This is a genomic window from Wohlfahrtiimonas populi (assembly GCF_002006795.1).
Classification (GTDB): domain Bacteria; phylum Pseudomonadota; class Gammaproteobacteria; order Cardiobacteriales; family Wohlfahrtiimonadaceae; genus Wohlfahrtiimonas; species Wohlfahrtiimonas populi.
Genome location: NZ_MVDN01000001.1, coordinates 474,914 through 499,688 on the forward strand (window position 1 = coordinate 474,914; position 24,775 = coordinate 499,688).

Here is a 24,775-nt window from a genome sequence, read left to right on the forward strand (position 1 = left end):
TCGAAAAAAAAGCCATGTTACCATGGCTGATTATACTCTTTTAAAACTAACGTCCCCAAGTTCTCACTTGTCCGCTGTCAATATGTACGAAATTAGAGCGACTGTAATAACCAACGCCACCTGCTCTCAATGAAAGCGCAGCACGTCTAATGTTAGATGTTGATGTACCTGGCATTCTAATGTCAATTGCACGTCCACGCATATGGAAGCTATCTTTTGCAACACCACGTGTTGTACGACTTAACATAGCATTTGTTTGCGGTGAACGATAACCACTCAATGCATGAGTTGGTTTATGGTAATCTAACTGCAAGCGCAATGCGAATAACTGATCTAGAACATGCGGATCATATAATTTTGCAGTTTTAGTTCTGCGGTCACGCAATGCCCAAGAAATTTCATCTAGTGATTCACGAATATAACCTTCGCCAGGAATCCAATAAATGATGCGACTTGTTTCACCCAAGGCTGGTGTGAAAATTCTCAATTCACGCTCTTTAGTCACAGCTTCTTTTGCTAGTGCTGGCTGCATTGCAAATACACCCATTAAAGAAGTTGCTGCTATAGCACCTGTGGCTAATTTTAATAAGTTTCTACGATTTTCACACACTAAATCATTATGTGCAGAAATATATTGCTCATACAATAAGGTATCATCAACCGTTTGAATGATGCTTGGTTGATTATTTTCGAGAGTATCCATACTACCTCTTTCTTTTAATTTTAAAATGCTACACCTCTGATTTACAAATTTAATATTGTAAATCCGCAAGACAAATTCTTCTAAAAATACAATAGATGAGAATAATTCTAACTATATATAAGTGTTCATGCAAGAGAAATATCAAAAAGAGTCACGCTAGATAAAAGAATATTGATATATGCTAGAATCATTTCTTTATCTTCACCTTATGTTTGGAACATTGCAAAATCATGGATGATCAACAAATTCAACAACTTAAAATACCACCTCATTCAATTGAAGCAGAACAAGCACTTTTAGGCGCGCTTCTTTATGACATTGAAGGTTGGCAAAGAATTGATGGAAAACTCAATCCTATTGATTTCTATCGAGGTGATCACAGATTAATCTTTACAACTGTTCAGCAGTTAGCAGAATCTGGCAAACCTATCGATATTTTAACTGTTTCTGATCACTTAGAACAGCAAAGCAAACTAGATGACGCAGGTGGCCGCTCATATTTAGCAATGCTTGCCTCTGAAACAACTGGAGCAACCAATATTACAGCGTATGCTGATATCATTCGTGAGCGTTCGATTATCCGCCAATTGATCGGTGCAGGCTCCAAAATTGTTGATAATGGCTTTAACCCAGAAGGTCGAACTTGCGCTGAATTATTAGAAGAAGCTGAAAAAAGCGTATTTTCAATTGCTGAACAAGGCACAAAAGCAGGTGAAGGTCTACTAGACATTAATACAGTTTTACAAGCTTCTCTTCAACGCTTAGAAGAATTAGGTAAAATTGAAGACGGTATTACAGGTGCCCCAACAGGTTTGTCTGAATTCGACAATATGACATCAGGCTTGCAAAATGGCGACATGATCGTTATCGCAGGTCGTCCTTCCATGGGTAAAACAACCTTTGCCATGAATATTGTTGAAGCTGTAGCTATTTCAACTAAAAAGCCAATTGCTGTATTCAGCCTAGAAATGCCCGCAGAACAACTAGTGATGCGTATGTTCTCTTCTCTTGGCCGTATTGAACAAACAAATCTACGTAAAGGTAAATTAGATACGCACGAAATGCAGCGTTTAGTGAGTGCAACTAAACAACTCAACCAAACAAAAATATTCATTGATGATGCGGGTGGTTTAAGCCCATCTGAAATGCGTGCGCGTGCGCGCCGATTAAAACGTGATCATAAAGATCTCGGCTTAATCATGGTGGACTATATGCAGTTAATGAAAGTTCCTGGCTTAGGCGATCAGCGTGTTGCAGAGGTTTCCGAGATTTCGCGCTCCCTAAAATTAATGGCTCGTGAGCTAGAAGTTCCTGTTATTGTATTATCACAGTTAAACCGAAGCCTAGAGCAGCGCCCAAACAAACGCCCAATCATGAGTGACTTACGTGAATCAGGTGCGATCGAGCAAGATGCCGACTTAATCTGTTTTGTGTATCGCGATGAAGTATACAATCAAGACAGCCCTGATAAAGGCATCGCAGAAATCATCATTGGTAAACAACGTAACGGCCCAATTGGTACAGTAAAAGTTGCCTTCCAAGGTAAATACTCAAGATTTACAGATTTAACAACAATTGATTACGGCAATACTAATTATAACGACGAATTATAGAGGTACTCAATGCAACAGAGCTATAAAATATATTTTGATGGAGAAATAGCCGGCAACTTTAACCCAGAAGAGGTTAAGAAACGCGCACAAATTGTCTTTAAACTGAGTGAAGAGAAAATTGTGATTCTTTTTGATGGTACACCACACATATTAAAGGAGAATTTATCTGCTGCTGAGTGTGAACAATATCTCAATCAACTATTACACATTGGTTTAGTCGCAAAGTCTGATCCTTTGCTACATGCTGAATTATCTACTCAGCAGGAACCACAAGCGATCGTTGAGGAAATATACACTGAACCAGACAATACTACTTATTATAACCCTGAAGAAATTACAGAGCCTGAACCAAAAATAAAGAAAGCATCTAAAGTATTACCGCTTGCCCTACTGGCAATTATCGTTGCTGGCGGTGGCGTTTATGCATGGCAATCTGGCTTAATTGAATTACCATTTTTGAATGATGACATCATTGATCAGCCTATTGCAATCGCACCAAAGCCACAAACAACACCTGTAGACGTTAAAGCACCTGAAGTTGAACCTGAACAGTCCAAACAAAATCAACGATCAGAATCAACTGAAGAAGTCATCACAGCAGAGATTCAACCTGAGAAATCTTTAATTATTGAAGAATGCACAAATCCTGAAGTCACTGTTTTATTAGAAAAAGTGTTAGCACAAGGATTACCACAATTGGTTCAACGCACATCCCCTGATGTTAATCTCACCATACAAACTTACGATAATAACCAAGAGCTATATTTTGATGAAGCTCGAAATAAACGTTTATGTGGTGTTTTATCCAAATATTCCATAGATTCACCCAATATTTCACCTGATGCAGAAAACCCTACTGTTGTTTATGAAATTATCTATGAAATTCAAAGAGAAGATGATCAGTCTATTCGATTAAGTACCTTTAGACAAAAGATCATCTCCTCAAACTTACAAAGTAATGAGAACATCAATTAGTACAAAGATTGAGCAAAATTAATAAATTATTTCATGTAAATACGGATAATTTAAAAATATGGTAGGATTATCGAACCTATGATTAACCGCAATTTTAAGGTGTAGACATGACACAAAACATTATTGTCCTTAAAGAAGGAGCTGCGAAAGAAAAGCGTGTTGCGCTTGATCCCGTAGTAGCAAAAAGATTTAAAGATCTTGGATTCACAGTTACTTTGACACCAAATGCAGGTAAAGACGCTTACTTCCCTGATTCTAGCTATCAAGATATCACTGTAGAAGCGCCTAAATTTAGTGAAAATGATATCGTGCTTTGCGTTCAATCGCCTAGCATCGAAACTATCAAATCTCTCAAACCAGGCACAGTTTTAGTGGGTTTATTGAATCCATATCAAAGCCCTGAAGTTGTAAAAGCTTTGAAAGAGCAGAAAATTACATCTTTAGCGATGGAATTGATTCCTCGAATCACTCGTGCACAAAGCATGGATGCCTTGTCATCTCAAGCAACTATCGTTGGCTATGAAGGCGTATTGATGGCAGCATCATTGTCGCCACGCTTATTCCCAATGCTAACAACAGCAGCAGGTACAATTCGCCCAGCTAAAGTTGTAGTCATTGGCGCTGGTGTTGCAGGCTTACAAGCAATCGGCACAGCACGTCGTTTAGGTGCACAAGTTGAAGCTTATGACATTCGTCCTGATGCTAAAGAACAAGTTGAATCATTGGGTGCAAAACTCATTGATACAGGCGTTAACGCAGCTGGTGAAGGTGGTTATGCTCGCGAATTAACAGCTGAAGAAGTTGCAATGCAAGCTGAAGCTTTGAAAAAGCATTTAAGCAAAGCACATGCTGTAATCAGTACTGCTGCAATTCCTGGTCGTAAAGCACCAACAATCATTACTAAAGATATGGTTGAAGGCATGCTAGAAGGCTCTGTGATCATCGATCTTGCTGCTGAAACTGGTGGTAACTGTGAGTTAACAAAAGTTGACAGCATTGTTCATCACAATCATGTCACAATTTCTGGCCCAGTGAATGTTGCATCCCATGCACCATTACATGCTTCAGAAATGTATGCTAAAAACCTATTGAATTTACTTTCACCATTCATGGCTGAAGGACAATTAACTTTAGACTATGACGATGAAGTCATCGCGCAATGCCTTTTAACAAAAGATGGCGAGATTGTGCATGAGCGCGTTAGTCAAGCATTGGAGAAATAATTATGATTACACTTTTCGTAATAGCTTTGGCTGCGATTGTGGGCTTTGAGATCATCTCTCGTGTACCTGCAATCTTACATACACCATTGATGTCAGGCTCTAACTTTATTCATGGTGTTGTATTAATCGGTGCAATGATTGCACTAGGTGAAGCAGAAGGCTTCTGGCAGACAACATTAGGCTTTATCGCTGTTGTATTTGGTGCAGCAAACGCTGTGGGCGGTTACGTTGTAACTGAACGCATGCTAGAAATGTTCAAACCTAGCGATAAAAAGGGGAAATAAATCATGATGTTAACAGGTCTTTTACAATTCATTGTTAATTTAGGCTACTTCGCAACTGCAATTACATTCATTTTTGCATTAAAGCGCATGAGCCATCCATCTACAGCGCGCTCAGGAATCGTTTGGGCCGGTTATGCAATGGCATTTGCCACTGTTTTAACATTCGTTCACCCTGCAATTCATGGCAACTACTTCTTAATGATTTTCGCAATCTTAATTGGTGGAATCATCGCAAACGTTACAGCTAAAAACGTAGCAATGACAGATATGCCACAAATGATCGCGATCTATAACGGCGTAGGCTCAGCTTCAGCAGCATGTATCGCTGCAATCACATTGCTACGCACAGGCACATTAGTAGAATCACACAATGTTGCAGGCACTTTCCGCGATTTACCTCCAATGTTGTTATTGGCGGGTGTTGGTGGCTTGATCGGCTTAGTATCATTCACAGGCTCTATCATTGCATGGATGAAACTTGATGGTCGTATGAACAAAGTTGTGCGCATCAAAGGCAGAAATGCGATCAATGGCGCATTACTCATGTCAGCAATCTTATTTGTAATCATGCTAGCGAACGTTGGTGCACAAGATACAGCACCAAGCTACACATTGATCATTTTATTATTCATCGTAGCTGCTGCTTTGGGTATCTTAATTGCGATTCCAATTGGTGGTGCGGATATGCCAGTTGTGATCTCATTATTCAACGCTTTGACAGGTTTAGCAGTTGCATTTGAAGGTATCGCAACTAACAACTATGGCTTAGTTGTATCAGGTATGGTTGTAGGTGCAGCAGGTTCACTATTGACAATCTTGATGGCGAAAGCGATGAACCGTTCATTGTCTAATGTATTGTTCTCTAACTTTGGTGAAGCACAAGCAAGTACAGAAGAGATCACTGGTAGCTTAAAACCTGTTCCTGCAGTCGATGCTGCAATGACAATGGCTTATGCGCAAAAAGTTATCATCATTCCTGGTTACGGCTTAGCAGTTGCACAAGCACAGCATAAAGTTGCTGAGTTAACAAAACTTCTACAAGATAAAGATGTTGATGTTAAATTCGCAATTCACCCTGTTGCAGGTCGTATGCCTGGCCACATGAACGTATTATTAGCTGAAGCGGGTATTCCCTATGACTTGATTTTTGACTTAGATGAAATCAATGAAGAGTTTAAAGATACTGATGCAGTATTAGTAATCGGTGCTAACGACGTTGTTAACCCAGTTGCTAGAACAGATAAATCAAGCCCAATCTACGGCATGCCTATCTTAAATGCTGACATGGCAAAACAAGTGTTTGTTGTGAAACGTGGACAAGGCGCTGGCTTCTCTGGCATTGAAAACCACCTATTCTATTTAGATAACACTAACATGGTTTACGGTGATGCTCAGAAGATGGTTAACGATATGATCGCATCCATCAAAACGCTTTAATAAAATTTAAGCCAAAGAAAAGCGCTCCATGTGAGCGCTTTTTTATTATCTGAGCTAAAAGGATAGACAAATAACAATTAGTTCAACAGCCCTATTTATCTTATAGGCGGATTGATCTTCCTGCCGTAGGCGAGAAAATCAGAATATATCAAACTCACTCGATAGAATTTTATAAAAGACAAATACCAAAAAAACCCTGAAATAAATTTCAGGGTTTCTATCAATTGGCGCGCCCAGAAGGAGTCGAACCTCCGACCGCCTGGTTCGTAGCCAGGTACTCTATCCAGCTGAGCTATGGGCGCATATCTCAAAAGAGGTGAACATTATATCGTGTATTTCAAATCTGTCAACAGGCTGATGTGATCAATAAACAACCAAATCATATTAATCTATCAAATAGAAAAACATGCTCAATGATTGTGAGATTATTTTCAGAAGGCAAATACCAAAAAACCCTGAAATAAATTTCAGGGTTTCTATCAATTGGCGCGCCCAGAAGGAGTCGAACCTCCGACCGCCTGGTTCGTAGCCAGGTACTCTATCCAGCTGAGCTATGGGCGCATATCTCAAAAGAGGTGAACATTATATCGTGTATTTCAAATCTGTCAACAGGCTGATGTGATCAATAAACAACCAAATCATATTAATCTATCAAATAGAAAAACATGCTCAATGATTGTGAGATTATTTTCAGAAGGCAAATACCAAAAAACCCTGAAATAAATTTCAGGGTTTCTATCAATTGGCGCGCCCAGAAGGAGTCGAACCTCCGACCGCCTGGTTCGTAGCCAGGTACTCTATCCAGCTGAGCTATGGGCGCATATCTCAAAAGAGGTGAACATTATATCGTGTATTTCAAATCTGTCAACAGGCTGATGTGATCAATAAACAACCAAATCATATTAATCTATCAAATAGAAAAACATGCTCAATGATTGTGAGATTATTTTCAGAAGGCAAATACCAAAAAACCCTGAAATAAATTTCAGGGTTTCTATCAATTGGCGCGCCCAGAAGGAGTCGAACCTCCGACCGCCTGGTTCGTAGCCAGGTACTCTATCCAGCTGAGCTATGGGCGCATATCTCAAAAGAGGCGCTCATTATATCGTTATTTCTGAAGCTGTCAAACTCTATTTGCGTCTATTTTTTAAGCATATCTGCTAATCCCGCAAAAGGATTATGTTTTACATCAACTTTTTGATCTTCAGTGATGACATATTGCGCACGCAAAGCCTCTTCTTGACGTTGATGCTCGTTGTCATGACAATACAAACACAACAATTCCCAGTTACTACCATCAGCAGGATTGTTATCATGATCGTGATCTTTATGATGAACTGTTAATTCAAATAAGTTTGCACGCGTAAATTCACGTGTACAACGACCACAAATCCAAGGATACATGCCTAATGCACGCTCACGATAACCTGAAGCACGTTTATCAGCTTCCTTACGCGCATTGGCGACAATTTCATCCAAACGACTTTTAGAAACAGATTTCATTTAGCTTCCCTTCAATACGCGATGTTTCTCAATATTCCATTCACGCTCTTTGATTGATGCACGCTTATCGTGATCTTTTTTACCTTTCGCCAAGCCAATTTCAGCTTTAACCATGCCCTGCTTCCAGTACAAGCTTAAAGGCACAATCGTATAGCCTTTGCGATCAATGCTACCCAACAAACGATCAATCTCATGCTTATGCAACAATAATTTACGCGTACGAATAGGATCAGCTTTAACATGTGTGGATGCTGATGTTAAGGGTGACATATGTGCGCCAAATAAAAATGCTTCGCCATCTTTAAATGTCACATACGCTTCTTTAATCTGCGCTTTACCAGCACGGATACTTTTAACTTCCCAACCTTCTAAGCTAATGCCCGCTTCGATCTTCTCTTCAATGAAGTAATCGTGAAACGCTTTCTTATTGGCTGCGATTTGCGGATTAAACGCAGGTTTTTTCTTACTCATTCAATTTTCTCTAAAACTTGTGATTACAACGTGTTCATAATCTACCACAATCCTGATTATTTGAGAATTTTACAATTCATAAAAACTTATCAAAACAGATGATTGAACAATCCCATTGCTTTTATTTAACCTTAAAGTTACTATTAGTAACAATAAAAGTAACCAATAGTAACTTTATTCACAATGGAGATCATAGAATGTCAAAATTACCTTTAACAACATTAGAAACAGCAGATGATTTAGCCAAGCCAATTTTAAATCATGCAAAAACAAATTTCGGCATGATTCCCAACTTCTTTGCTGCAATTGGCATTGATGGCGCATCATTAAGTGGCTTCTTAGCATTTCAAGAAACATTGAATAACAATGCGCAATTGACTGCTAAACAACGTGAATTAATCGCCCTTGCTGTGGCGAATTATAACGGTTGCCATTACTGCGTAAGTGGACATACATTTTCAGCCAAACGTATTGGCTTAACAGCAGAAGAATGTATGGATGNTTTCTCTAAAACTTGTGATTACAACGTGTTCATAATCTACCACAATCCTGATTATTTGAGAATTTTACAATTCATAAAAACTTATCAAAACAGATGATTGAACAATCCCATTGCTTTTATTTAACCTTAAAGTTACTATTAGTAACAATAAAAGTAACCAATAGTAACTTTATTCACAATGGAGATCATAGAATGTCAAAATTACCTTTAACAACATTAGAAACAGCAGATGATTTAGCCAAGCCAATTTTAAATCATGCAAAAACAAATTTCGGCATGATTCCCAACTTCTTTGCTGCAATTGGCATTGATGGCGCATCATTAAGTGGCTTCTTAGCATTTCAAGAAACATTGAATAACAATGCGCAATTGACTGCTAAACAACGTGAATTAATCGCCCTTGCTGTGGCGAATTATAACGGTTGCCATTACTGCGTAAGTGGACATACATTTTCAGCCAAACGTATTGGCTTAACAGCAGAAGAATGTATGGATGCGCAGAAAGGTAAAAATGCGGATGCGAAAGATCAAGCCATCATTGATTTAGCCCTAAATATCCTAAAAACTAACGCGCATTTAACAGATGAAATGCTCACAAATGCAAAAAACAATGGCGTCACAGATCAAGAAATTATTCAAATTACTGCACTCACAGCATTGAATACTTTAAGTAATTGGGTTAATAATATTGTCGATCCAACCATTGATTTTCCAAAGGTTGATTTGATTTCCAACCCTTAAAGGATGCTTCCCTTGAAAAGCCGATTACACAAAGATGAACGTTATGAACAACTGTTAGAACTTGCTCATCAGATCATTGATGAAGAAGGCACAGATGCTTTAACCCTGATTTCTCTTGCTGATAAAGCTGGCGTCACTAAACCGATTCCTTATCGTCACTTTGGGAATCGTAAAGCTTTGTTGTACACGCTTTTTCAAGATACCTTAACCAAACTTGCCCACAATATGGAAACAGGCATCGATCAAGAAGCTAATTCATTGGATGATGCCATTCAAGTTTTCGCCAAAACTTATATGAAGTGCTTTGCAGAACATGGCAAATCCTGCTTTGCGATGATCGCTGCACTCAAAGCTTATCCTGAATATGAGATGATCGACTCAGAACTTCAAACATTTTTCTGTCAAACATTGGAAGCTTCGCTTTCCCCTTTTCTCCCCGAAAATAGCAAAATTCCAACTGTGATATTAATGATGATCTTTGGCGCAACTTGCACTGTGGGCGGTATGTTTTTAAATCAACTCATCACAAAAGATGAAGTCGTTGAAAATATTTCACGTTTAATTTGGAAATTAATCGAACCTTAAGGAGCTTAATATGGTTGATCTACTCATTACATTAACACAACACGAAGCTGATTCTAATAATGTTACGATAGCATTCACAATGGGTAACACAGCATTAGAGAAAGGTCACAGCGTAGAAATCGTTTTATTATCCAATGCTGTTGCGCTCGCGCAAAAGAACTACGATGATAAAATTGATATTGGCGCGCCATTCAAACCTTTGAATGAATTACTGCCTGCTTTCATCAAAGCTGGCGGTAAACTCAAAGTTTGCAAAGCCTGTATGATTCATAATGGCGTTAAAGAAGAAGATTTAATCGCTGAATCCATTATTATCACAGCACCTGATGTGATTGATTTATTGATGGAATCTAAGAAATCATTGCAGTTGAATTAATATCACCATGCAAAAATCAAAAGAAATGGCGATAAGTTAAGTGCATAAAAGACTAAAAGGCATTGATCAATTGTGATTGGTTGCTCACCATCTCCAATCACAATTTTTTGATCATCACGTTCAACTATAAATTTGGTATTCAGCATTCCTGCAATCAAGGATTCCAACCATGTACCATTGAGCGTGTTTATTAAATTTCTTTGCTTAAAATTCAAATGATATTCAGCGACACCTTGAGAAAACACCCACAATGCCAAAATCAGTAATAGCCAATATATTCTTGTTGGCAAATACAACCAATAATCTATATGCCTCTCATCTTTACAGGCAAATAAACAATAAGCATAAAAAGATGCGATGGGTAATCCGCCAATGGCAAAATAAAAAAGAAAAGCAAAATATTGCGGTAGAAAATATCGAATCAGGCATTGAATTTTTTGACTCTGTTTCTCATTACTTAATGGCTGCTTGTCTCTTTTTGAAACATCTCTTTTGAATTTTTTATAATGAACTAATATCCATCGAAAATTAATCATTAAGCACAAACCGATAACATTAATGACAAACAATATATTTGTACCCACATAAACAAATGCATAATAAGCAATTGTAAACAGTGTAAAAAATGCATATCTCTTTTCTGTTGAAACTAACAATAAAGCCTGCCCAAACATCACAAAAGCTCGTCTATATTTTTTGTAATGAACCATCAATGATCGATTAATCTTTATAGGATTAACAAATATATAAATATTCAATAAAAATATAATCATCAATGAAAATGTAATGCCATACATAATAAATTCATCCAATGAAAAGGGCTAAACCCGATCATATCGAATTTAGCCTTAATAAACCAATCTAAAAGGATTATTGCATTACAACAAAATATTGGCAATCACTGCTGAACCAACGAATGTCCCTGTAAATGTTAACAATGCAACAATCGCAATCTTCACACCTGACTTTTTAAATAGAGCAACTTCCCTTTGAGAGATTGCAATACCTGCATAAGCCAATGCTGGTGTAATTAATGGCAATAAACCTAGTTTATTCGTTGCTTCCATCACGTAACTATCCGTTGGCATGAATGGCAATGCAAAGAAAATCGCAACTAAAGAGATCCATGCAATGGCAGGAATCTTAAAGGGAATCACTTTACCAATCAAAACACCCACAGCGCAGAAACCAAAGATGATTAACATACCAGGCAATGCTTCCAATGGACTAACGCCTGTACCTGCCCAGTTTGTGATTAACAATATTGCTGACATCACAGCTAAAGCCACTAAAGTTTGCGTAACATTTAATGGAACTTCTTCATCATCACTCACTTCCATTTGTGCTACTTCATCTTCCAACTCATGCTCTGCCTTGGTATTTTCAGCCACTGGCTTACGAATTTTCACTAAAATTTTGTAACAAAATTCCGCCAATGGTAATGCTACAAATACGCTCATAAATAAACCAGTACCATAAGTTAACAAGTTAGATGTTGCTGCAAATGCAATCACATCATCTGCACGATCCGGTACAACTTCAGCCAAGGATGCAGAACAAGCGCCCATCATACTGCCGCTACCAACACCACAAGCCATTGCTAACGCTCTGATATCAAACAGATCCCAAGATGCCATGAAACCTGCCAATAAGGAGAAATAAATCGCCCCAAACAGCGTTCCCATAACATAAACGCCCATCACACCAATGCCTTCAGGGCTTTTAATACCAAAACGATCTGCAACCAAAGCAATATTAGGTTCACGAGCAATGGAATGTGTTGCACCAACTGCTTCTCTGCCCATACCAAATAGCAGTACAGCCACAGGTAGAGCAAATAATACAGTCGCGACATTACCAAGCTCCTGCAAAATCAATGCAGGACCCGCAGCAATAATGTCATTAATCTTTGGGCCGATGCCCACAGAAAACTTCGCAATGAATGGCATCACACAAATCAACACCCAATAAGTTGCAATATTAGATGCCGGCCCTATGATTTTTGCAGCTTTAGGAATGATATTCCCATTGAAAAATACAGAGAATACAAAAGCATATAACAGTGGCAATAAAATCACGATACCAATGCCAATATCAAACTTCAAAATCCCAATAAACTCAGCAATTACTGATGTAACAATGACAATTAAATGTAATCGCCAATCCAACAATAATGAATAACCCGTTGTTCTGTTCATAATCCATCCTCCATTTGAAGCTTTATTATTTTTGATTACATCGCAATTATTCCTCTTGTGCGCCGTAACCAAAATTGACCAATGGTTGCTCTGCGCGCTCAACCCAAATACTTTTCACTTGGCTATAAGCATGTAATGCTTCTATACCAGAAGAGCGACCATAACCACTTGCATCGTAACCACCGAAAGGTGAACTCACATGAATAGTTTTGTAACCATTGATCCAGAATGTGCCTGCTTTCACTTTAGAAGCCACACGGTGTGCTTTTGAAACATCTTTGCACCATACAGCGCCAGCTAAACCAAATTGACTATCGTTCGCGATGCTAATAGCCTCCGCTTCTGTTTCAAATGGAATCGCAATCACAACTGGCCCAAAGATCTCTTCTTGAGCGCACGCCATTTTGTTATTACCCACTAGAACTGTTGGGTTCACATAATAACCAGCAACATTCGGTATAGATTCAGCATTATTACTAGGAATCACTGCACCTTCTGCCAAACCTTTTTTAATCATATTGCAAACATGTTCATATTGCTTTTGATTGTGAATTGGACCAATTTGTGTGGTTTCATCATCTGGATTACCCACAACAAAACGATTAGTCGTTTGCGCTAAATCCTTCACAAATTGATCAAAAATAGATTTCTCAATTAATACACGTGAGCCTGAAACACAGCTCTGCCCTGCACTACCAAAAATTGCATTCTGTGCGCCACGCAATGCTTTTTCATAGTCAGCATCAGCAAATACAATATTGGCTGATTTTCCGCCGAGCTCTAAAACAGATGGCACACCTTTCTTCGCTGCTGCCACTGCAATCTTTTCACCTGTTAATGGAGAGCCTACAAATACAACCTTCTTAATATCAGTATCTGCAATCAATGCTTGTCCAATAGTATGGCCATAACCTGCAATGATATTGACTAAACCTTTTGGTGCACCTGCTTTTTCAACTAAAACACCCACAATCAATGAGGTTAAAGGCGTTAATTCTGAAGGCTTCAAAATAACAGCATTACCTGCAGCAATTGCTGGTGCAATCTGCCAACCACAAGTAAAAATCGGGGCATTCCATGGAGTAATTTGTAATACAGTACCTAACGGCTCATAAACGACATAGTTTAAATGTGTTGTTGGCACAGGAATGACCGAACCATGCAATTTATCTGCCCAACCTGCATAGTATTCAAACATTTCAGAAACTTTCGCAACTTCACCACGTGCATCACGAATAGGTTTATTGGATGATTTGGATTCCAACAATGCTAATTGCTCCGCATTCGCACGAATCAATCGCCCTATTTCAAACATGATTCGGCCACGCTGTGCGCCTGTTAATGCAACCCATTCAGCTTGTGCCTTTGCTGTNATGTGTTGTTGGCACAGGAATGACCGAACCATGCAATTTATCTGCCCAACCTGCATAGTATTCAAACATTTCAGAAACTTTCGCAACTTCACCACGTGCATCACGAATAGGTTTATTGGATGATTTGGATTCCAACAATGCTAATTGCTCCGCATTCGCACGAATCAATCGCCCTATTTCAAACATGATTCGGCCACGCTGTGCGCCTGTTAATGCAACCCATTCAGCTTGTGCCTTTGCTGTACATTCATTCAATGTTGGAATGATCGAAGCATCTGCATCTTTGTATTGATACAAAACAGTATTATCATGCGCCTTGAATACAGTGATTGCTTCACCATGTCCTTCAAGCCACTGCCCATTCACATAACTACCCACAGTTTTTGCTTCTGGTACCCATTGATTCAACAAACTTAAAATTTCTTGGTTCATACTATTTTCCTTCAAATAAATCTGCATCTGTCATTTTGATAATTGCGTTGAAATCATCTTGATCTAATAATGTTTCCGCACTCTTTTTCCATAGCTCCATCACTTTTTTGCTCAATGGTAAACTCATGTTTTCAGCAGTTGCTAGTGCATCGGCTAAACCAACATCTTTACGCATTAATCCCATCGTAAAACCTGAATCAAATGCACCATTTAAAACCCAGCGAGGAAAATTCACTTCACTCACAGCGCTTCGCCCAGAACCTTTATTCAAACCTGATAATAATTTTTCAGGAGAAACACCTGCTTTATTTGCTAAAGCAACAGCTTCTGCTGTTGTGATCAAATGTGCTGCTGCTAATAGGTTATTACAGATTTTGACAACATTACCTGCACCACATTCACCAACATTGACTTGCACAGCGCTGAGATCCGCTAAAAATGGTTGAATCTTAGTAAAATCTTCTTCAGTTGCTCCTACAACCATTGTCATCGTGCCACTTTTAGCACCACTTGGTCCGCCCGAAACAGGTGCATCAATGAATGTCATACCTTTAGTTTTTAATTCAGCATAAACTTTACGACTTGTTTCGGCTGTTGAAGTCGTGGTGTCCACAATGATCAAGCCATCATGCCCTAATTCACTGATACCATTTGCACCTAACACCAAAGCCTCCACATGTTCAGCTTTTGGCAATGACAATACAACAACTTTGCTTTCTTTCAATAATTGAGCCAATGGCGCCACAATTACACCAATTTTTTCTGCTTGTGATCTTGCTTCCTCTGAGAGATCATAACCCATTACTTTGTAGTCATTTCGTAATAGTGTCTCTGCCATTCCTCTGCCCATATTGCCTAAGCCAATGACTGATACAAATCCATCTTTCATATAATCCTCCTACAGATATATTGTTTATTTGTTTTATTCAGTATAGGCATGGTATGTTTATACAACAATAGAGCATATTTTGTATTTCGTTGCTTTTTAGGCAACAAATGGATATTCAATGGTTAAAAATCATAGAGTTTATTACTTTCATCAAGCTGTTAAATATGGTGGTATTCGCAATGCAGCAGATATGATGGATGTTGCACCTTCAGCTGTGAGCCGACAAATTACCTTATTAGAGAATGAGTTAAAGGTTTCTCTTTTAGAAAAAAATTTACGTGGTGCTATTCCAACTGAAGCAGGCAAATTAGTTTTACAATATTTCCAACAAACATTAGAGCAACAAGAAGATCTCGTAGCATCCCTATCATCTCTACAAGGATTGGATCAAGGTAAACTGATCATTACGACTGGTGAAGGCTATTTACGCCTATTATCCAAAGTGATTGCTAATTTCTCTGCAAAGCATCCCAACATCGAAATCAGCGTAGATGTTGTGGGCAGTAATAATGTTGTGAGAAGCATCATTGAAAATGAAGCTCACATTGGCATTGCCTTTAATCCTGAATTAGATCCAAATATTCGTACACATTTTGAAATCAATCATCCAATGATGATGTTCATTAACCCAAATCATCCTTTGAACGAAGCAGATCACCCAATTCAATTGTCAGAATTAAAAGAATATCGTTTAGCTTTAAGCCATATTTCTCACGGCGTACAACAGATCATCCAAAAAGCAGCAGATGATGATGGCATTCGTTTAAAGCCAAGTTTGGTATGCAATTATCTTCATTTATTAAAAAGCTATGCAAGTGAAGGCGGCATCGCATTATTACCAAACTTTATGCGATATGAAGATGATAAAAATATTGTACTTAAAAACCTTGAACATCAATATTTTAATCAAACTCAAACCAAAATTATGAGCAGATTAGGTCGACAATTACCGCCTGCTGCTAATAAATTCCTCCAAGAAGTGACGAAGATGTTTTCATAAAATCATTCAGTCATATCTTTTTACATCATGTTAAGTTGATTTTTGGATTAAATATTAAACAAAGTTTGCCTAATATAACAAACTTGTATTAGGATGCTTAACATTCATGAAATATTCCATTGGCTACGTCGCCTAGTCAGTTATTGCACTCTCAGTACTTAAAATCCCAATCATTCCATAGATTTTTGGGAAATTTTGTTCGACGTCTATACATTTCAAGGAGGAAAAGATGTCCTATTCAGCGAAAGAGTTGTTAGAACAACGCCAAATCAAAGTTAACCCAAAGAGAATTGACGAAGTTGAATCCCGTTGGAAAGCCATTGTTGAAATGCGTAAAAACATTCAAACAACAAAGCTAGCAGATGCTGATATTTGCTTGGGGCATTACCAATAACAGCCCACATTTTGGCCCTGTTAAAAATCCTTGGAAATTAGAGAAAATCCCAGGTGGATCAAGTGGTGGTTCAGGTGCTGCGGTAACAGCGGGTATGACGCCAGTAACATTGGGTACAGATACTGCGGGATCTATCCGCATTCCATCTTCTGCCTGTGGATTAGTGGGCTTAAAACCAACACATGGTTTAGTTGCTAAATATGGTTGCTTCCCATTGGCTTGGACATTAGATCACATAGGCCCAATGGCTCGTACAGTTGATGATGCAGCCATTGTATTACAAGCAATTGCAGGCTTTGATCAATGCGATCCAACATCTAAACAAGCGCCAAAATCAGATTATTTAGCCAATATCAATGATTCATTGAAAGGCAAAGTGATTGGTATTGAAGAAGAATATTTCTTTAAAGATGTTGATGCTCCGATTGAAAAACTCGTGCGTGAACAAATTGCAAAATTGGAAGCACAAGGTGCAACCATTAAAAAAGTGAAAATCCCTGCATTACAAAACTCTGAATATGCAGAGCTCATCACAAGTTTATCAGAAGCTGGCACAATTCATTATGAGCAGCTCAAAAAAGATCCTAGCCACTATGGTGATGACATTCGCATGCTCTTTGAATTAGGCGCACTACCATCTGCCGTTGAATATCTCCAAGCACAACAAATGCGTAGAGAACTCAAAGCACAATTCAAAGCTGTATTGGATGAAGTAGATGTAATCATTGCACCAACATTACCAGTATTACCTAATGATATTGGCAGTGATATTGCGATGATCAATGGTAAAGAAGTAGATTTATTAAACCATGTGATTCGCTTTACAGGTCCAAGCAACTTAACGGGATTACCTGCACTTTCAATTCCCGTTGGCATGGCGGAAGGCTTACCTGTTGGTATGCAGATCATCGGCAAAACATTCGATGAAGCAACTGTATTCAATATTGCGAAGCATGTTGAAAAATCCGTTGGCTTTGACTTCATTGCACCAATCGCCAAATAATTTATTTCATCCATAAAAAAATCCCACAGTCATCTCCCTACTGTGGGATTTTTGTTTTATACGATTACAACTGATTACTCTTCAGTTGCAACACCCGCCAAGCGAGTTTTTAACTTTTGACCAATACGGAATGTTACAACACGACGTGCTGAAACTGGAATATCTTCACCTGTTTTAGGGTTACGACCTGGTCTTTCGCTCTTATCACGTAATTCAAAACTACCAAAACCTGATAATTTAACTGACTCACCTTTTGTTAAAGCTTCACGAATTTCATTAAAAAAATCTTCAACGAATTGTTTCGCTTCTTCACGTTGGATATGGTTGAAGTCATGATATAAATGCTCAACGATTTCCGCTTTAGTTAATGTTGCCATTGTACCCCCTACAATTCATTTCTATTGACGTAAAAATACCTGAACCTGTTTAAGATTCTCTAGGATATCATTTAGTATAGTATCAATTTCTTCATCTTTGATATTTTCCTCATCATTTTGGAAAATAAGACCAAAGCTGAAGCTCTTCTCATTTTTATCTTCTTTTGCAAAATTATAAATATCAAATAATTGAACAGACTGAAGTAAAGATGATTGAGTTTGCCCCATTGCTTTAATTACCGAATCTACCGTCATATCTTGTGGCACAACTAGCGTTAAGTCACGACGAGAAGATGGGAATTTAGACAATGGTTTAAATACCGTTGGTACAGTCATTTGCATCGCTGCTAAATTTAACTCAAATAAGTAAATTTCAGTCGATACATCTAACTCTTTTGCTACTTTCGGGTGAATTTTACCCATGTAACCTGCTGATTCACCTTTAATCAAGATTTCAGCACTTTGGCCTGGATGTAATAAATCAAACGCTTTTGCAACAAAGCTAATATCTTTAGCATCTGCTGACAATGCAAGCATAGCTTCCACATCATTCTTCACATCGAAGAAATCAACTTTACGTGCTTTTTCACCCCATTGTTCTGGCAATAAATCACCAGTCACAGCACCACCTAAATAAGCTTTCTGCTCAACATTATCGATGTCACCTTTGAAAGTCAAACCTGATTCAAATACGCGCACACGTTTTTGTTGGCGCTTCAAGTTGTAATCAATTGTTGAGATTAAGCCTGCAGCCAATGTTGTTCTCATTACAGATAAATCTGCTGAGATCGGGTTTTTCAAGGCAATTGGCGTTTGTGATTGATCAATGATTGATAACCATTTTGGTGCAACGAAGCTCATTGTGATCACTTCATTGTAGCCACGATCTACCAATACATTCTTAAAGCTATTCACAGGTGTTTTGAATTCTGTGAAAGGCGTCATTGTTGAAATGCTATTGTTGAACAAAGCACCAATGTTATCATAACCATCAATACGCGCGATTTCTTCAATCAAATCTTCTTCGATTTCAATGTCAAAGCGATGTGACGGTGGAACCAATACAACATGATCATCAGCAACTGTTACTTGACCAATACGGCTCAAGATTTCAGTGATACGCTCTACTGAATATGAACGGCCAACGATTTGGTTAATGCGTTCAAAACGCACTTTGATTGCTTCTTTATTTGGCAATAAAGCAACATCTTCAGCTACTGTAATTTCACCAGCTTGACCATTTGCCAACGTCACCAATAAATGCGTTGCATATTCTAAAGCAGTCATAGGCAAGTTGAAATCAACGCCACGCTCAAAACGGTGAGATGCATCTGTATGCAAGCCATATTCACGTGCACGGCCTGCAATTGCCAAAGGATTAAACCATGCTGATTCTAAAAATACCGATGTTGTTTGATCATCACATGTGCTGTTTGCAGCGCCCATGATACCAGCCAACGCAACTGTTTTTTCTTCATCAGTGATCAACAATGTATTAGCTTTCAACGTCAAAGTATCATCATTCAACAATACAACTTGCTCGCCTGCTTCTGATTGGCGAACTTTGATTGCACCTTTGATTTTTGATGCATCAAACGCATGCAAAGGCTGACCCAATTCCAACATTACATAGTTAGTGATATCCACTAAAATGCCATGAGGACGAGTGCCTGCTCTTCTTAAACGCTCTTTCATCCATAACGGTGTTTCAGAGTTCATATTTAAGCCAGTAATCATACGGCCTAAATAGCGAGGACAAGCTTGCGTATCCACAACTTTAACATCAATTTTATCAGCAATCGTTGCTGCAATTTTGTGCTCTGGCAATGCTTTGATTGCTGTGCCTGTGCTCAATGCAACATCACGTGCGACGCCATAAACACTCAAGCAATCACCACGATTTGGTGTTAAATCAACTTCATAGATCGTATCGTTAAGATTGTAATACCCTCTGAAATCTTTACCAATTGGTGCATCTTCAGCCAAAATCATCAAGCCTGCATGATCATCACTCAAGCCCAATTCGCGTGCTGAACACAACATACCCATGGATTCAACACCACGGAGTTTAGATTTCTTAATTTTAAAATCACCAGGCAAAACAGCACCGATAACAGCTGTTGGAATTTTAATGCCAACTGCAACGTTAGGCGCACCACATACGATCTGTAATGGCTCTGCTTCGCCAACATTGACTGTTGTTACACGCAACTTATCAGCATCTGGATGTGGCTCAACCGTTAACACTTCACCCACAACAATATTTGTGAATTCTGGTGCCGCCAACTCTTCTGAGTCAACTTCTAAACCAAGCATTGTCAAATGATTGGATGTATTTTGTGGAATTTCATCAATCCACTCTTTTAACCATGAAATAGATATTTTCATACAATAATTCTTTGCTTAAAATTAGGATTCGGAGATTATTTAAATTGATTCAAAAATCTTAAATCATTTTCATAGAATAATCTTAAGTCATTCACACGATAACGTAACATTGCTAAACGCTCTACGCCCATACCAAACGCAAAGCCTTGATATTCATTCGGATCGATATTCACCGCACGTAAAACATTAGGATGAACCATACCGCAGCCCAATACTTCTAACCAACCAGTTTGCTTACAAACGCGGCAACCATCACCGTGGCACATCACACATTCGATATCAACTTCTGCTGAAGGTTCTGTAAATGGGAAGAAAGATGGACGGAAACGTAATTTCAAATCCTCTTCAAAGAATTTTTGCATAAACTCAGTCAATAAACCTTTAAGGTCACTGAAATTTGCATTTTTATTCACAACCAAACCTTCCACTTGATGGAACATTGGGCTGTGTGTTTGATCCGAGTCAGAACGATAAACACGACCATAACCAATCATCTGAATTGGTGGTTTCTGTGCTTGCATTACATGAATTTGTGTATTCGATGTATGCGTTCTTAACAACATATCTGTATTAAAATAGAATGTGTCAAACATTGCACGCGCAGGATGGTGCGCTGGGATATTCAAAGCTTCAAAGTTATAGAAAGCTGATTCAATTTCAGGACCTTCCACAGCTTCGAATCCTAATGATCCAAACAATGATTTAATTCTATTTAAAGTAATTGTAATTGGGTGTGCAGCACCTTGCTCTTGTCCACGACCAGGCTGAGTTACATCAACTCGTTCTGATTCTAATTTTTCTAACAAAAGCGCATCTTCTAAAGCTGCTTTTTTACTATCGAGCGCACTAATAATCTCTTGACGAACGGCATTAATTTCAGCCCCTCTAACTTTTTTCTCTTCTGGGCTTAATTTTCCAAGCTCAGGCATTAGCGCAGTGATCACACCTTTCTTACCAAAGTGCCCCACACGAACGGCTTCGATATCTGATAAATCTTTGGCTTCAGCAATTGAACTTAATGCTGTCTTAAGAATGTTTTCTAGTGACATAGTTATATCCATAAAAAAAGGAAAAGTAGGCCTATGCTTACTTTTCCTTTGATAATATCAATCTTGAAGGTTCAGTCAATTAGTATTTAATACTAATCTACTGATAGTTAAGCTAAAGCTGCTTTTGCTTGTTCTGCTAAAGCTGCAAATGCCTCTTTTTCAAATACAGCGATATCAGCTAAAACTTTACGATCAATTTCGATGTTTGCTTTCTTCAAGCCATTGATGAAACGGCTGTAAGACAAACCACACTCACGTGCAGCAGCATTGATACGAACGATCCATAAAGAACGGAAATCACGTTTTTTCTGACGACGATCGCGGTATGCGTATTGACCAGCTTTGATAACCGCTTGGTTAGCAACGCGATAAACACGCGAACGTGCACCGTAGTAACCTTTTGCTTTCTTTAAAACTTTTTTGTGACGCGCGTGAGCGGTAACACCACGTTTAACTCTTGCCATGATCTAACTCCCTCAATTATGCGTAAGGCAACATACGACGAACCATTTGTGTATCTACTTTAGCGATTAAAGTAGCGTGACGTAAATGGCGTTTACGTTTTGTTGATTTTTTAGTTAAGATATGGCTACGGTGTGATGCGTGACGCTTAAAGCCACCGCTACCTGTTTTGCGGAAACGCTTTTTAGCGCCGCTGTTTGACTTCATTTTAGGCATAGTATTTAACTCGCATTTCTAAAAATAAAAAAATAATAGGAATGTATACAGTGATCGGATTATTTCTTAGCAGGAGCTAAAACCATAACCATTTGGCGACCTTCAAATTTAGGACGCTGTTCAACCACACCATATTCTTTTAAATCTTCCTCAACTCTGTTCAGAAGCTTCATTCCCAACTCTTGGTGAGCCATTTCACGACCACGGAAACGTAGTGTTATTTTGGTTTTATCACCATCACTCAGGAAACGTATCAGGTTGCGTAGTTTTACCTGATAATCCCCTTCATCAGTTCCTGGGCGGAACTTGATTTCTTTCACTTGAATTTGTTTCTGTTTCTTACGTGCTTCATGCTGCTTCTTCTGCTGTTCGAATTTGAATTTACCATAATTCATAATCTTACAAACAGGTGGCACAGCTGTTGGCGAAACTTCAACCAAATCAAGGTCGCTATCATAAGCTAATTGAATTGCTTCTGCAAGAGGAACAACACCTCTTGCTTCACCCTCTGCATCGATCAAACGTACTTCACGCGACGTGATTTCGCCATTTAATCTATGTTCATTCTGTGTGCTAATAACTTTATCTCCATTAAGTATTAATCGTTATTCATTAGTTCGATTGCTGCGTCTAATGACATTGTTCCCAAATCTTCGCCTTCACGCGTTCTCAAAGAGACTAAGCCTTCTTCAGCTTCACGCTTACCGACTACTAAAATGTATGGAATTCGCGCAATCGTAGCCTCACGGATTTTATATCCAATCTTTTCATTTCTCAAGTCAATTTTGGTTCTGATATTTGCTTTTTTAAGTTTAGCTTCAATATCTTTCGCATAATCGTCTTGCTGGCTAGTGATCCCTGCAACAAATACTTGAACAGGCGCTAACCAGAATGGGAAAGACCCTGCATGATGCTCAATCAAGATCCCGATGAAACGTTCAAATGACCCAAGAATAGCTCTGTGCAACATAACAGGACGTTTACGCGTGTTATCTTCATCCACAAATTCTGCTTCTAATCTTTCTGGCAATACGAAATCCAATTGGATTGTACCAACCTGCCAAGAACGACCTAAAGCATCTTTAATGTGGTATTCGACTTTCGGGCCATAGAAAGCACCTTCACCAGGTAATTCTTCCCATTCAACGCCCGCAGCACGGAGGGCAACACGCAACCCTTCTTCTGCTTTATCCCAAACTTCATCAGAGCCAGCACGCTCTTCTGGGCGCAAGCTTAATTTAATTGAGATATTTTCAAAACCAAAGCGATCATATACGCTCATTGCGAATTTGTGGAAATCTGAAACTTCGCTCACAACTTGATCAATGCGACAGAAAATGTGCGCATCATCCTGAACGAATCCACGAACACGCATTATACCATGTAATGCACCTGATGGCTCGTTACGATGGCAAGAACCAAATTCAGCTAAACGTAATGGTAAGTCACGATATGAATGCAAACCACTGTTAAATACCTGAATGTGACATGGGCAGTTCATTGGCTTAACTGCATAGTCACGGTTTTCTGAAGATGTTGTAAACATATTGTCACGGTAGTTTTCCCAGTGACCTGATTTTTCCCACAATGAACGATCCACAACCATCGGAGTTTTAATTTCTGAGTAGCCTTCGTCTTGCTGACGCTTTCTCATATATTGTTCGATTGTCTGCCATAACTGCCAACCATTTGGATGCCAAAACACCATACCTGGTGCTTCTTCTTGAAGATGGAACAAATCTTGTGCTTTGCCAATACGACGGTGATCGCGCTTACCCACCTCTTCTAAGAATGTTAAATGTGCTTTTAACTCTTTATCTGTTGCAAATGCAGCAGCATAAATACGAGTTAACATTTTATTCTTAGAATCACCACGCCAATAAGCACCAGCAATATTCATTAATTTGAACGCAATGTTCGCTTTCTTAATAGTTGCCAAGTGTGGGCCAACACATAAGTCAGTGAAAACATCTTGCCCTTCATTGCCTTGACGATACAAAGAGATCTCTGTTTGATCTTCTGGTGCACGTGCAATGATGTCTGCTTTATAAATTTCACCACGTTTTTCAAAGTAAGCAATTGCTTCTGCTCTTGGGTGCATTTCGCGTGTTACATCCAAACCTTCTTTGATGATTTTTTGCATTTCAGCTTCAATTGCAGGCAAATCTTCAGGTGTAATTGGTGCTTTAAAATCGATATCATAGTAGAAACCTGTATCGATTGTTGGGCCAATTGCCAATAAAGCTTCTGGATATAAGTTTTTAACCGCACGAGCCAAAACTTGCGCCGCCAATGTATGGCGCACAACATCTAAGCCTTCTTCATCTTTTAACGTGAGGATTCTTACCGTAGCGTTCGTCGTCAATACCGTAGAGAGATCTTTTTGCGTGCCATCAACAACCATTGCCACAGCAGCTTTTGCTAGGCCTGGACCAATACTATCTACAATATCAAAACCTGATACAGGATTTTGATACTCTCTCTGACTACCATCTGGCAGGGTAATAACAACCATTTAATACTCCACGGTCTGAATGATTAATAAACTCCCAATTATATACCATTTAACAGAAGAACGATA

General features: G+C 38.7%; 25 protein-coding genes, 4 tRNA genes and 2 pseudogenes. 12 read left to right on the forward strand and 19 right to left on the reverse strand.

Annotation, left to right across the window (positions count from 1 at the left end; all coding sequences use genetic code 11):
• Positions 1 to 46: 46 nt before the first annotated feature.
• Complete coding sequence (locus BZK16_RS02385) at positions 47 to 703, reverse strand: DUF882 domain-containing protein (protein WP_077927286.1); 657 nt, start codon at positions 701 to 703, stop codon at positions 47 to 49.
• 230 nt (positions 704 to 933) lie between these two features.
• Here BZK16_RS02385 and dnaB point away from each other — a divergent pair, with 230 nt between their 5' ends.
• From dnaB to BZK16_RS02410, 5 genes are all read left to right on the forward strand, one after another.
• On the forward strand, positions 934 to 2,316 hold the full coding sequence (gene dnaB, locus BZK16_RS02390) for a replicative DNA helicase (protein ID WP_077927287.1): 1,383 nt from the start codon (positions 934 to 936) through the stop codon (positions 2,314 to 2,316).
• A gap of 9 nt (positions 2,317 to 2,325) precedes the next feature.
• The gene (locus BZK16_RS02395; RefSeq protein WP_077927288.1) at positions 2,326 to 3,291 is read left to right on the forward strand and encodes a hypothetical protein; all 966 of its coding nucleotides are present in this window, start codon (positions 2,326 to 2,328) and stop codon (positions 3,289 to 3,291) included.
• Positions 3,292 to 3,398: 107 nt separating this feature from the next.
• Complete coding sequence (locus BZK16_RS02400; RefSeq protein WP_077927289.1) at positions 3,399 to 4,514, forward strand: NAD(P) transhydrogenase subunit alpha; 1,116 nt, start codon at positions 3,399 to 3,401, stop codon at positions 4,512 to 4,514.
• Positions 4,515 to 4,516: 2 nt separating this feature from the next.
• Positions 4,517 to 4,798, forward strand: a complete 282-nt coding sequence (locus BZK16_RS02405; protein WP_077927290.1) for an NAD(P) transhydrogenase subunit alpha — start codon at positions 4,517 to 4,519, stop codon at positions 4,796 to 4,798.
• 6 nt (positions 4,799 to 4,804) lie between these two features.
• Entirely contained in the window at positions 4,805 to 6,235 is a 1,431-nt protein-coding gene (locus tag BZK16_RS02410) for an NAD(P)(+) transhydrogenase (Re/Si-specific) subunit beta (protein WP_077927400.1), read from the forward strand.
• A 225-nt stretch (positions 6,236 to 6,460) separates the two neighbouring features.
• Here the strand turns inward: BZK16_RS02410 and BZK16_RS02415 are convergent.
• From BZK16_RS02415 to smpB, 6 genes are all read right to left on the reverse strand, one after another.
• Positions 6,461 to 6,537 (reverse strand) — tRNA-Arg (locus tag BZK16_RS02415).
• 182 nt (positions 6,538 to 6,719) lie between these two features.
• Positions 6,720 to 6,796, reverse strand: a tRNA-Arg gene (locus BZK16_RS02420).
• A gap of 182 nt (positions 6,797 to 6,978) precedes the next feature.
• A tRNA-Arg gene (locus BZK16_RS02425) sits at positions 6,979 to 7,055 on the reverse strand.
• A 182-nt stretch (positions 7,056 to 7,237) separates the two neighbouring features.
• Positions 7,238 to 7,314: transfer RNA gene (locus tag BZK16_RS02430), tRNA-Arg, on the reverse strand.
• A gap of 61 nt (positions 7,315 to 7,375) precedes the next feature.
• Positions 7,376 to 7,738: a YajD family HNH nuclease gene (locus tag BZK16_RS02435; protein WP_077927291.1), complete on the reverse strand. Its 363-nt coding sequence runs from the start codon at positions 7,736 to 7,738 to the stop codon at positions 7,376 to 7,378.
• Positions 7,739 to 8,209: an SsrA-binding protein SmpB gene (smpB, locus tag BZK16_RS02440; RefSeq protein WP_077927292.1), complete on the reverse strand. Its 471-nt coding sequence runs from the start codon at positions 8,207 to 8,209 to the stop codon at positions 7,739 to 7,741.
• 281 nt (positions 8,210 to 8,490) lie between these two features.
• Here smpB and BZK16_RS02445 point away from each other — a divergent pair, with 281 nt between their 5' ends.
• The 4 genes from BZK16_RS02445 (at position 8,491) to BZK16_RS02460 (ending at position 10,413) form a co-directional block, all read left to right on the forward strand.
• Entirely contained in the window at positions 8,491 to 8,808 is a 318-nt protein-coding gene (locus BZK16_RS02445; protein ID WP_456300677.1) for a carboxymuconolactone decarboxylase family protein, read from the forward strand.
• A 95-nt stretch (positions 8,809 to 8,903) separates the two neighbouring features.
• Entirely contained in the window at positions 8,904 to 9,452 is a 549-nt protein-coding gene (locus tag BZK16_RS02450; RefSeq protein ID WP_158076789.1) for a carboxymuconolactone decarboxylase family protein, read from the forward strand.
• A gap of 12 nt (positions 9,453 to 9,464) precedes the next feature.
• Positions 9,465 to 10,037: a TetR/AcrR family transcriptional regulator gene (locus BZK16_RS02455; RefSeq protein WP_077927295.1), complete on the forward strand. Its 573-nt coding sequence runs from the start codon at positions 9,465 to 9,467 to the stop codon at positions 10,035 to 10,037.
• A gap of 10 nt (positions 10,038 to 10,047) precedes the next feature.
• Positions 10,048 to 10,413: a DsrE family protein gene (locus BZK16_RS02460; RefSeq protein ID WP_077927296.1), complete on the forward strand. Its 366-nt coding sequence runs from the start codon at positions 10,048 to 10,050 to the stop codon at positions 10,411 to 10,413.
• A gap of 2 nt (positions 10,414 to 10,415) precedes the next feature.
• On the opposite strand, the gene BZK16_RS02465 is transcribed toward BZK16_RS02460, so the two are convergent.
• The 5 genes and pseudogenes from BZK16_RS02465 to BZK16_RS02485 all read right to left on the reverse strand — a co-directional run bounded on the left by BZK16_RS02465 (position 10,416) and on the right by BZK16_RS02485 (position 15,305).
• Positions 10,416 to 11,186: a CobD/CbiB family protein gene (locus tag BZK16_RS02465; RefSeq protein WP_143691123.1), complete on the reverse strand. Its 771-nt coding sequence runs from the start codon at positions 11,184 to 11,186 to the stop codon at positions 10,416 to 10,418.
• A gap of 105 nt (positions 11,187 to 11,291) precedes the next feature.
• Positions 11,292 to 12,611 carry a DUF3100 domain-containing protein gene (locus BZK16_RS02470; protein ID WP_077927298.1) on the reverse strand — a complete coding sequence of 440 codons (1,320 nt, stop codon included), beginning with the start codon at positions 12,609 to 12,611 and terminating at the stop codon, positions 11,292 to 11,294.
• Positions 12,612 to 12,657: 46 nt separating this feature from the next.
• Positions 12,658 to 13,974: pseudogene (locus tag BZK16_RS02475) on the reverse strand (aldehyde dehydrogenase family protein); the annotation flags it as partial.
• Positions 13,964 to 14,443: an aldehyde dehydrogenase family protein gene (locus tag BZK16_RS14520; RefSeq protein ID WP_077927300.1), complete on the reverse strand. Its 480-nt coding sequence runs from the start codon at positions 14,441 to 14,443 to the stop codon at positions 13,964 to 13,966. The gene BZK16_RS14520 and the pseudogene BZK16_RS02475, both read right to left, overlap by 11 nt.
• Positions 14,418 to 15,305 (reverse strand): NAD(P)-dependent oxidoreductase, encoded by an 888-nt coding sequence (locus tag BZK16_RS02485; protein ID WP_077927301.1) that lies wholly within the window; start codon positions 15,303 to 15,305, stop codon positions 14,418 to 14,420. Before BZK16_RS02485 ends, BZK16_RS14520 begins: the two co-directional genes overlap by 26 nt.
• A 118-nt stretch (positions 15,306 to 15,423) precedes the next feature.
• Between BZK16_RS02485 and BZK16_RS02490 the strand changes: the two genes are divergently transcribed.
• The 3 genes and pseudogenes from BZK16_RS02490 to BZK16_RS02495 form a co-directional block, all read left to right on the forward strand.
• Complete coding sequence (locus BZK16_RS02490; RefSeq protein WP_077927302.1) at positions 15,424 to 16,305, forward strand: LysR family transcriptional regulator; 882 nt, start codon at positions 15,424 to 15,426, stop codon at positions 16,303 to 16,305.
• A 229-nt stretch (positions 16,306 to 16,534) separates the two neighbouring features.
• Complete coding sequence (locus tag BZK16_RS14215) at positions 16,535 to 16,699, forward strand: hypothetical protein (protein ID WP_158076791.1); 165 nt, start codon at positions 16,535 to 16,537, stop codon at positions 16,697 to 16,699.
• Positions 16,677 to 17,702, forward strand: a pseudogene (locus BZK16_RS02495) (amidase); the annotation flags it as partial. The gene BZK16_RS14215 and the pseudogene BZK16_RS02495, both read left to right, overlap by 23 nt.
• Before the next feature lie 74 nt (positions 17,703 to 17,776).
• On the opposite strand, the gene BZK16_RS02500 reads toward BZK16_RS02495, so the two are convergent.
• The 7 genes from BZK16_RS02500 to thrS all read right to left on the reverse strand — a co-directional run bounded on the left by BZK16_RS02500 (position 17,777) and on the right by thrS (position 24,709).
• Complete coding sequence (locus BZK16_RS02500; RefSeq protein WP_077927304.1) at positions 17,777 to 18,079, reverse strand: integration host factor subunit alpha; 303 nt, start codon at positions 18,077 to 18,079, stop codon at positions 17,777 to 17,779.
• Between the two features lie 21 nt (positions 18,080 to 18,100).
• Positions 18,101 to 20,467 (reverse strand): phenylalanine--tRNA ligase subunit beta, encoded by a 2,367-nt coding sequence (pheT, locus tag BZK16_RS02505; protein ID WP_077927305.1) that lies wholly within the window; start codon positions 20,465 to 20,467, stop codon positions 18,101 to 18,103.
• A 35-nt stretch (positions 20,468 to 20,502) separates the two neighbouring features.
• The gene (gene pheS, locus BZK16_RS02510) at positions 20,503 to 21,516 is read right to left on the reverse strand and encodes a phenylalanine--tRNA ligase subunit alpha (protein ID WP_077927306.1); all 1,014 of its coding nucleotides are present in this window, start codon (positions 21,514 to 21,516) and stop codon (positions 20,503 to 20,505) included.
• Positions 21,517 to 21,623: 107 nt separating this feature from the next.
• Positions 21,624 to 21,980, reverse strand: a complete 357-nt coding sequence (rplT, locus tag BZK16_RS02515) for a 50S ribosomal protein L20 (protein WP_077927307.1) — start codon at positions 21,978 to 21,980, stop codon at positions 21,624 to 21,626.
• 16 nt (positions 21,981 to 21,996) lie between these two features.
• Entirely contained in the window at positions 21,997 to 22,194 is a 198-nt protein-coding gene (rpmI, locus tag BZK16_RS02520) for a 50S ribosomal protein L35 (protein ID WP_077927308.1), read from the reverse strand.
• 59 nt (positions 22,195 to 22,253) lie between these two features.
• The gene (gene infC / locus BZK16_RS02525) at positions 22,254 to 22,772 is read right to left on the reverse strand and encodes a translation initiation factor IF-3 (RefSeq protein WP_077927309.1); all 519 of its coding nucleotides are present in this window, start codon (positions 22,770 to 22,772) and stop codon (positions 22,254 to 22,256) included.
• A gap of 20 nt (positions 22,773 to 22,792) precedes the next feature.
• Complete coding sequence (thrS, locus tag BZK16_RS02530; RefSeq protein WP_077927310.1) at positions 22,793 to 24,709, reverse strand: threonine--tRNA ligase; 1,917 nt, start codon at positions 24,707 to 24,709, stop codon at positions 22,793 to 22,795.
• Positions 24,710 to 24,775 lie beyond the last annotated feature (66 nt).

Bases quoted from the DNA above. Each gene is read 5' to 3' on its own strand.
- BZK16_RS02410 (WP_077927400.1), top strand. From the start codon at position 4,805: ATGTTAACAGGTCTTTTACAATTCATTGTTAATTTAGGCTACTTCGCA.
- BZK16_RS02395 (WP_077927288.1), top strand. From the start codon at position 2,326: ATGCAACAGAGCTATAAAATATATTTTGATGGAGAAATAGCCGGCAAC.
- BZK16_RS02500 (WP_077927304.1), bottom strand. From the start codon at position 18,079: ATGGCAACATTAACTAAAGCGGAAATCGTTGAGCATTTATATCATGAC.
- BZK16_RS02465 (WP_143691123.1), bottom strand. From the start codon at position 11,186: ATGATTATATTTTTATTGAATATTTATATATTTGTTAATCCTATAAAG.
- thrS (WP_077927310.1), bottom strand. From the start codon at position 24,709: ATGGTTGTTATTACCCTGCCAGATGGTAGTCAGAGAGAGTATCAAAAT.
- dnaB (WP_077927287.1), top strand. From the start codon at position 934: ATGGATGATCAACAAATTCAACAACTTAAAATACCACCTCATTCAATT.
- BZK16_RS02460 (WP_077927296.1), top strand. From the start codon at position 10,048: ATGGTTGATCTACTCATTACATTAACACAACACGAAGCTGATTCTAAT.
- BZK16_RS02450 (WP_158076789.1), top strand. From the start codon at position 8,904: ATGTCAAAATTACCTTTAACAACATTAGAAACAGCAGATGATTTAGCC.
- rpmI (WP_077927308.1), bottom strand. From the start codon at position 22,194: ATGCCTAAAATGAAGTCAAACAGCGGCGCTAAAAAGCGTTTCCGCAAA.
- smpB (WP_077927292.1), bottom strand. From the start codon at position 8,209: ATGAGTAAGAAAAAACCTGCGTTTAATCCGCAAATCGCAGCCAATAAG.
- BZK16_RS02490 (WP_077927302.1), top strand. From the start codon at position 15,424: ATGGTTAAAAATCATAGAGTTTATTACTTTCATCAAGCTGTTAAATAT.
- BZK16_RS02485 (WP_077927301.1), bottom strand. From the start codon at position 15,305: ATGAAAGATGGATTTGTATCAGTCATTGGCTTAGGCAATATGGGCAGA.
- BZK16_RS14215 (WP_158076791.1), top strand. From the start codon at position 16,535: ATGTCCTATTCAGCGAAAGAGTTGTTAGAACAACGCCAAATCAAAGTT.
- pheS (WP_077927306.1), bottom strand. From the start codon at position 21,516: ATGTCACTAGAAAACATTCTTAAGACAGCATTAAGTTCAATTGCTGAA.
- BZK16_RS02385 (WP_077927286.1), bottom strand. From the start codon at position 703: ATGGATACTCTCGAAAATAATCAACCAAGCATCATTCAAACGGTTGAT.
- BZK16_RS02470 (WP_077927298.1), bottom strand. From the start codon at position 12,611: ATGAACAGAACAACGGGTTATTCATTATTGTTGGATTGGCGATTACAT.
- BZK16_RS02400 (WP_077927289.1), top strand. From the start codon at position 3,399: ATGACACAAAACATTATTGTCCTTAAAGAAGGAGCTGCGAAAGAAAAG.
- pheT (WP_077927305.1), bottom strand. From the start codon at position 20,467: ATGAAAATATCTATTTCATGGTTAAAAGAGTGGATTGATGAAATTCCA.
- rplT (WP_077927307.1), bottom strand. From the start codon at position 21,980: ATGGCAAGAGTTAAACGTGGTGTTACCGCTCACGCGCGTCACAAAAAA.
- BZK16_RS02435 (WP_077927291.1), bottom strand. From the start codon at position 7,738: ATGAAATCTGTTTCTAAAAGTCGTTTGGATGAAATTGTCGCCAATGCG.
- BZK16_RS02405 (WP_077927290.1), top strand. From the start codon at position 4,517: ATGATTACACTTTTCGTAATAGCTTTGGCTGCGATTGTGGGCTTTGAG.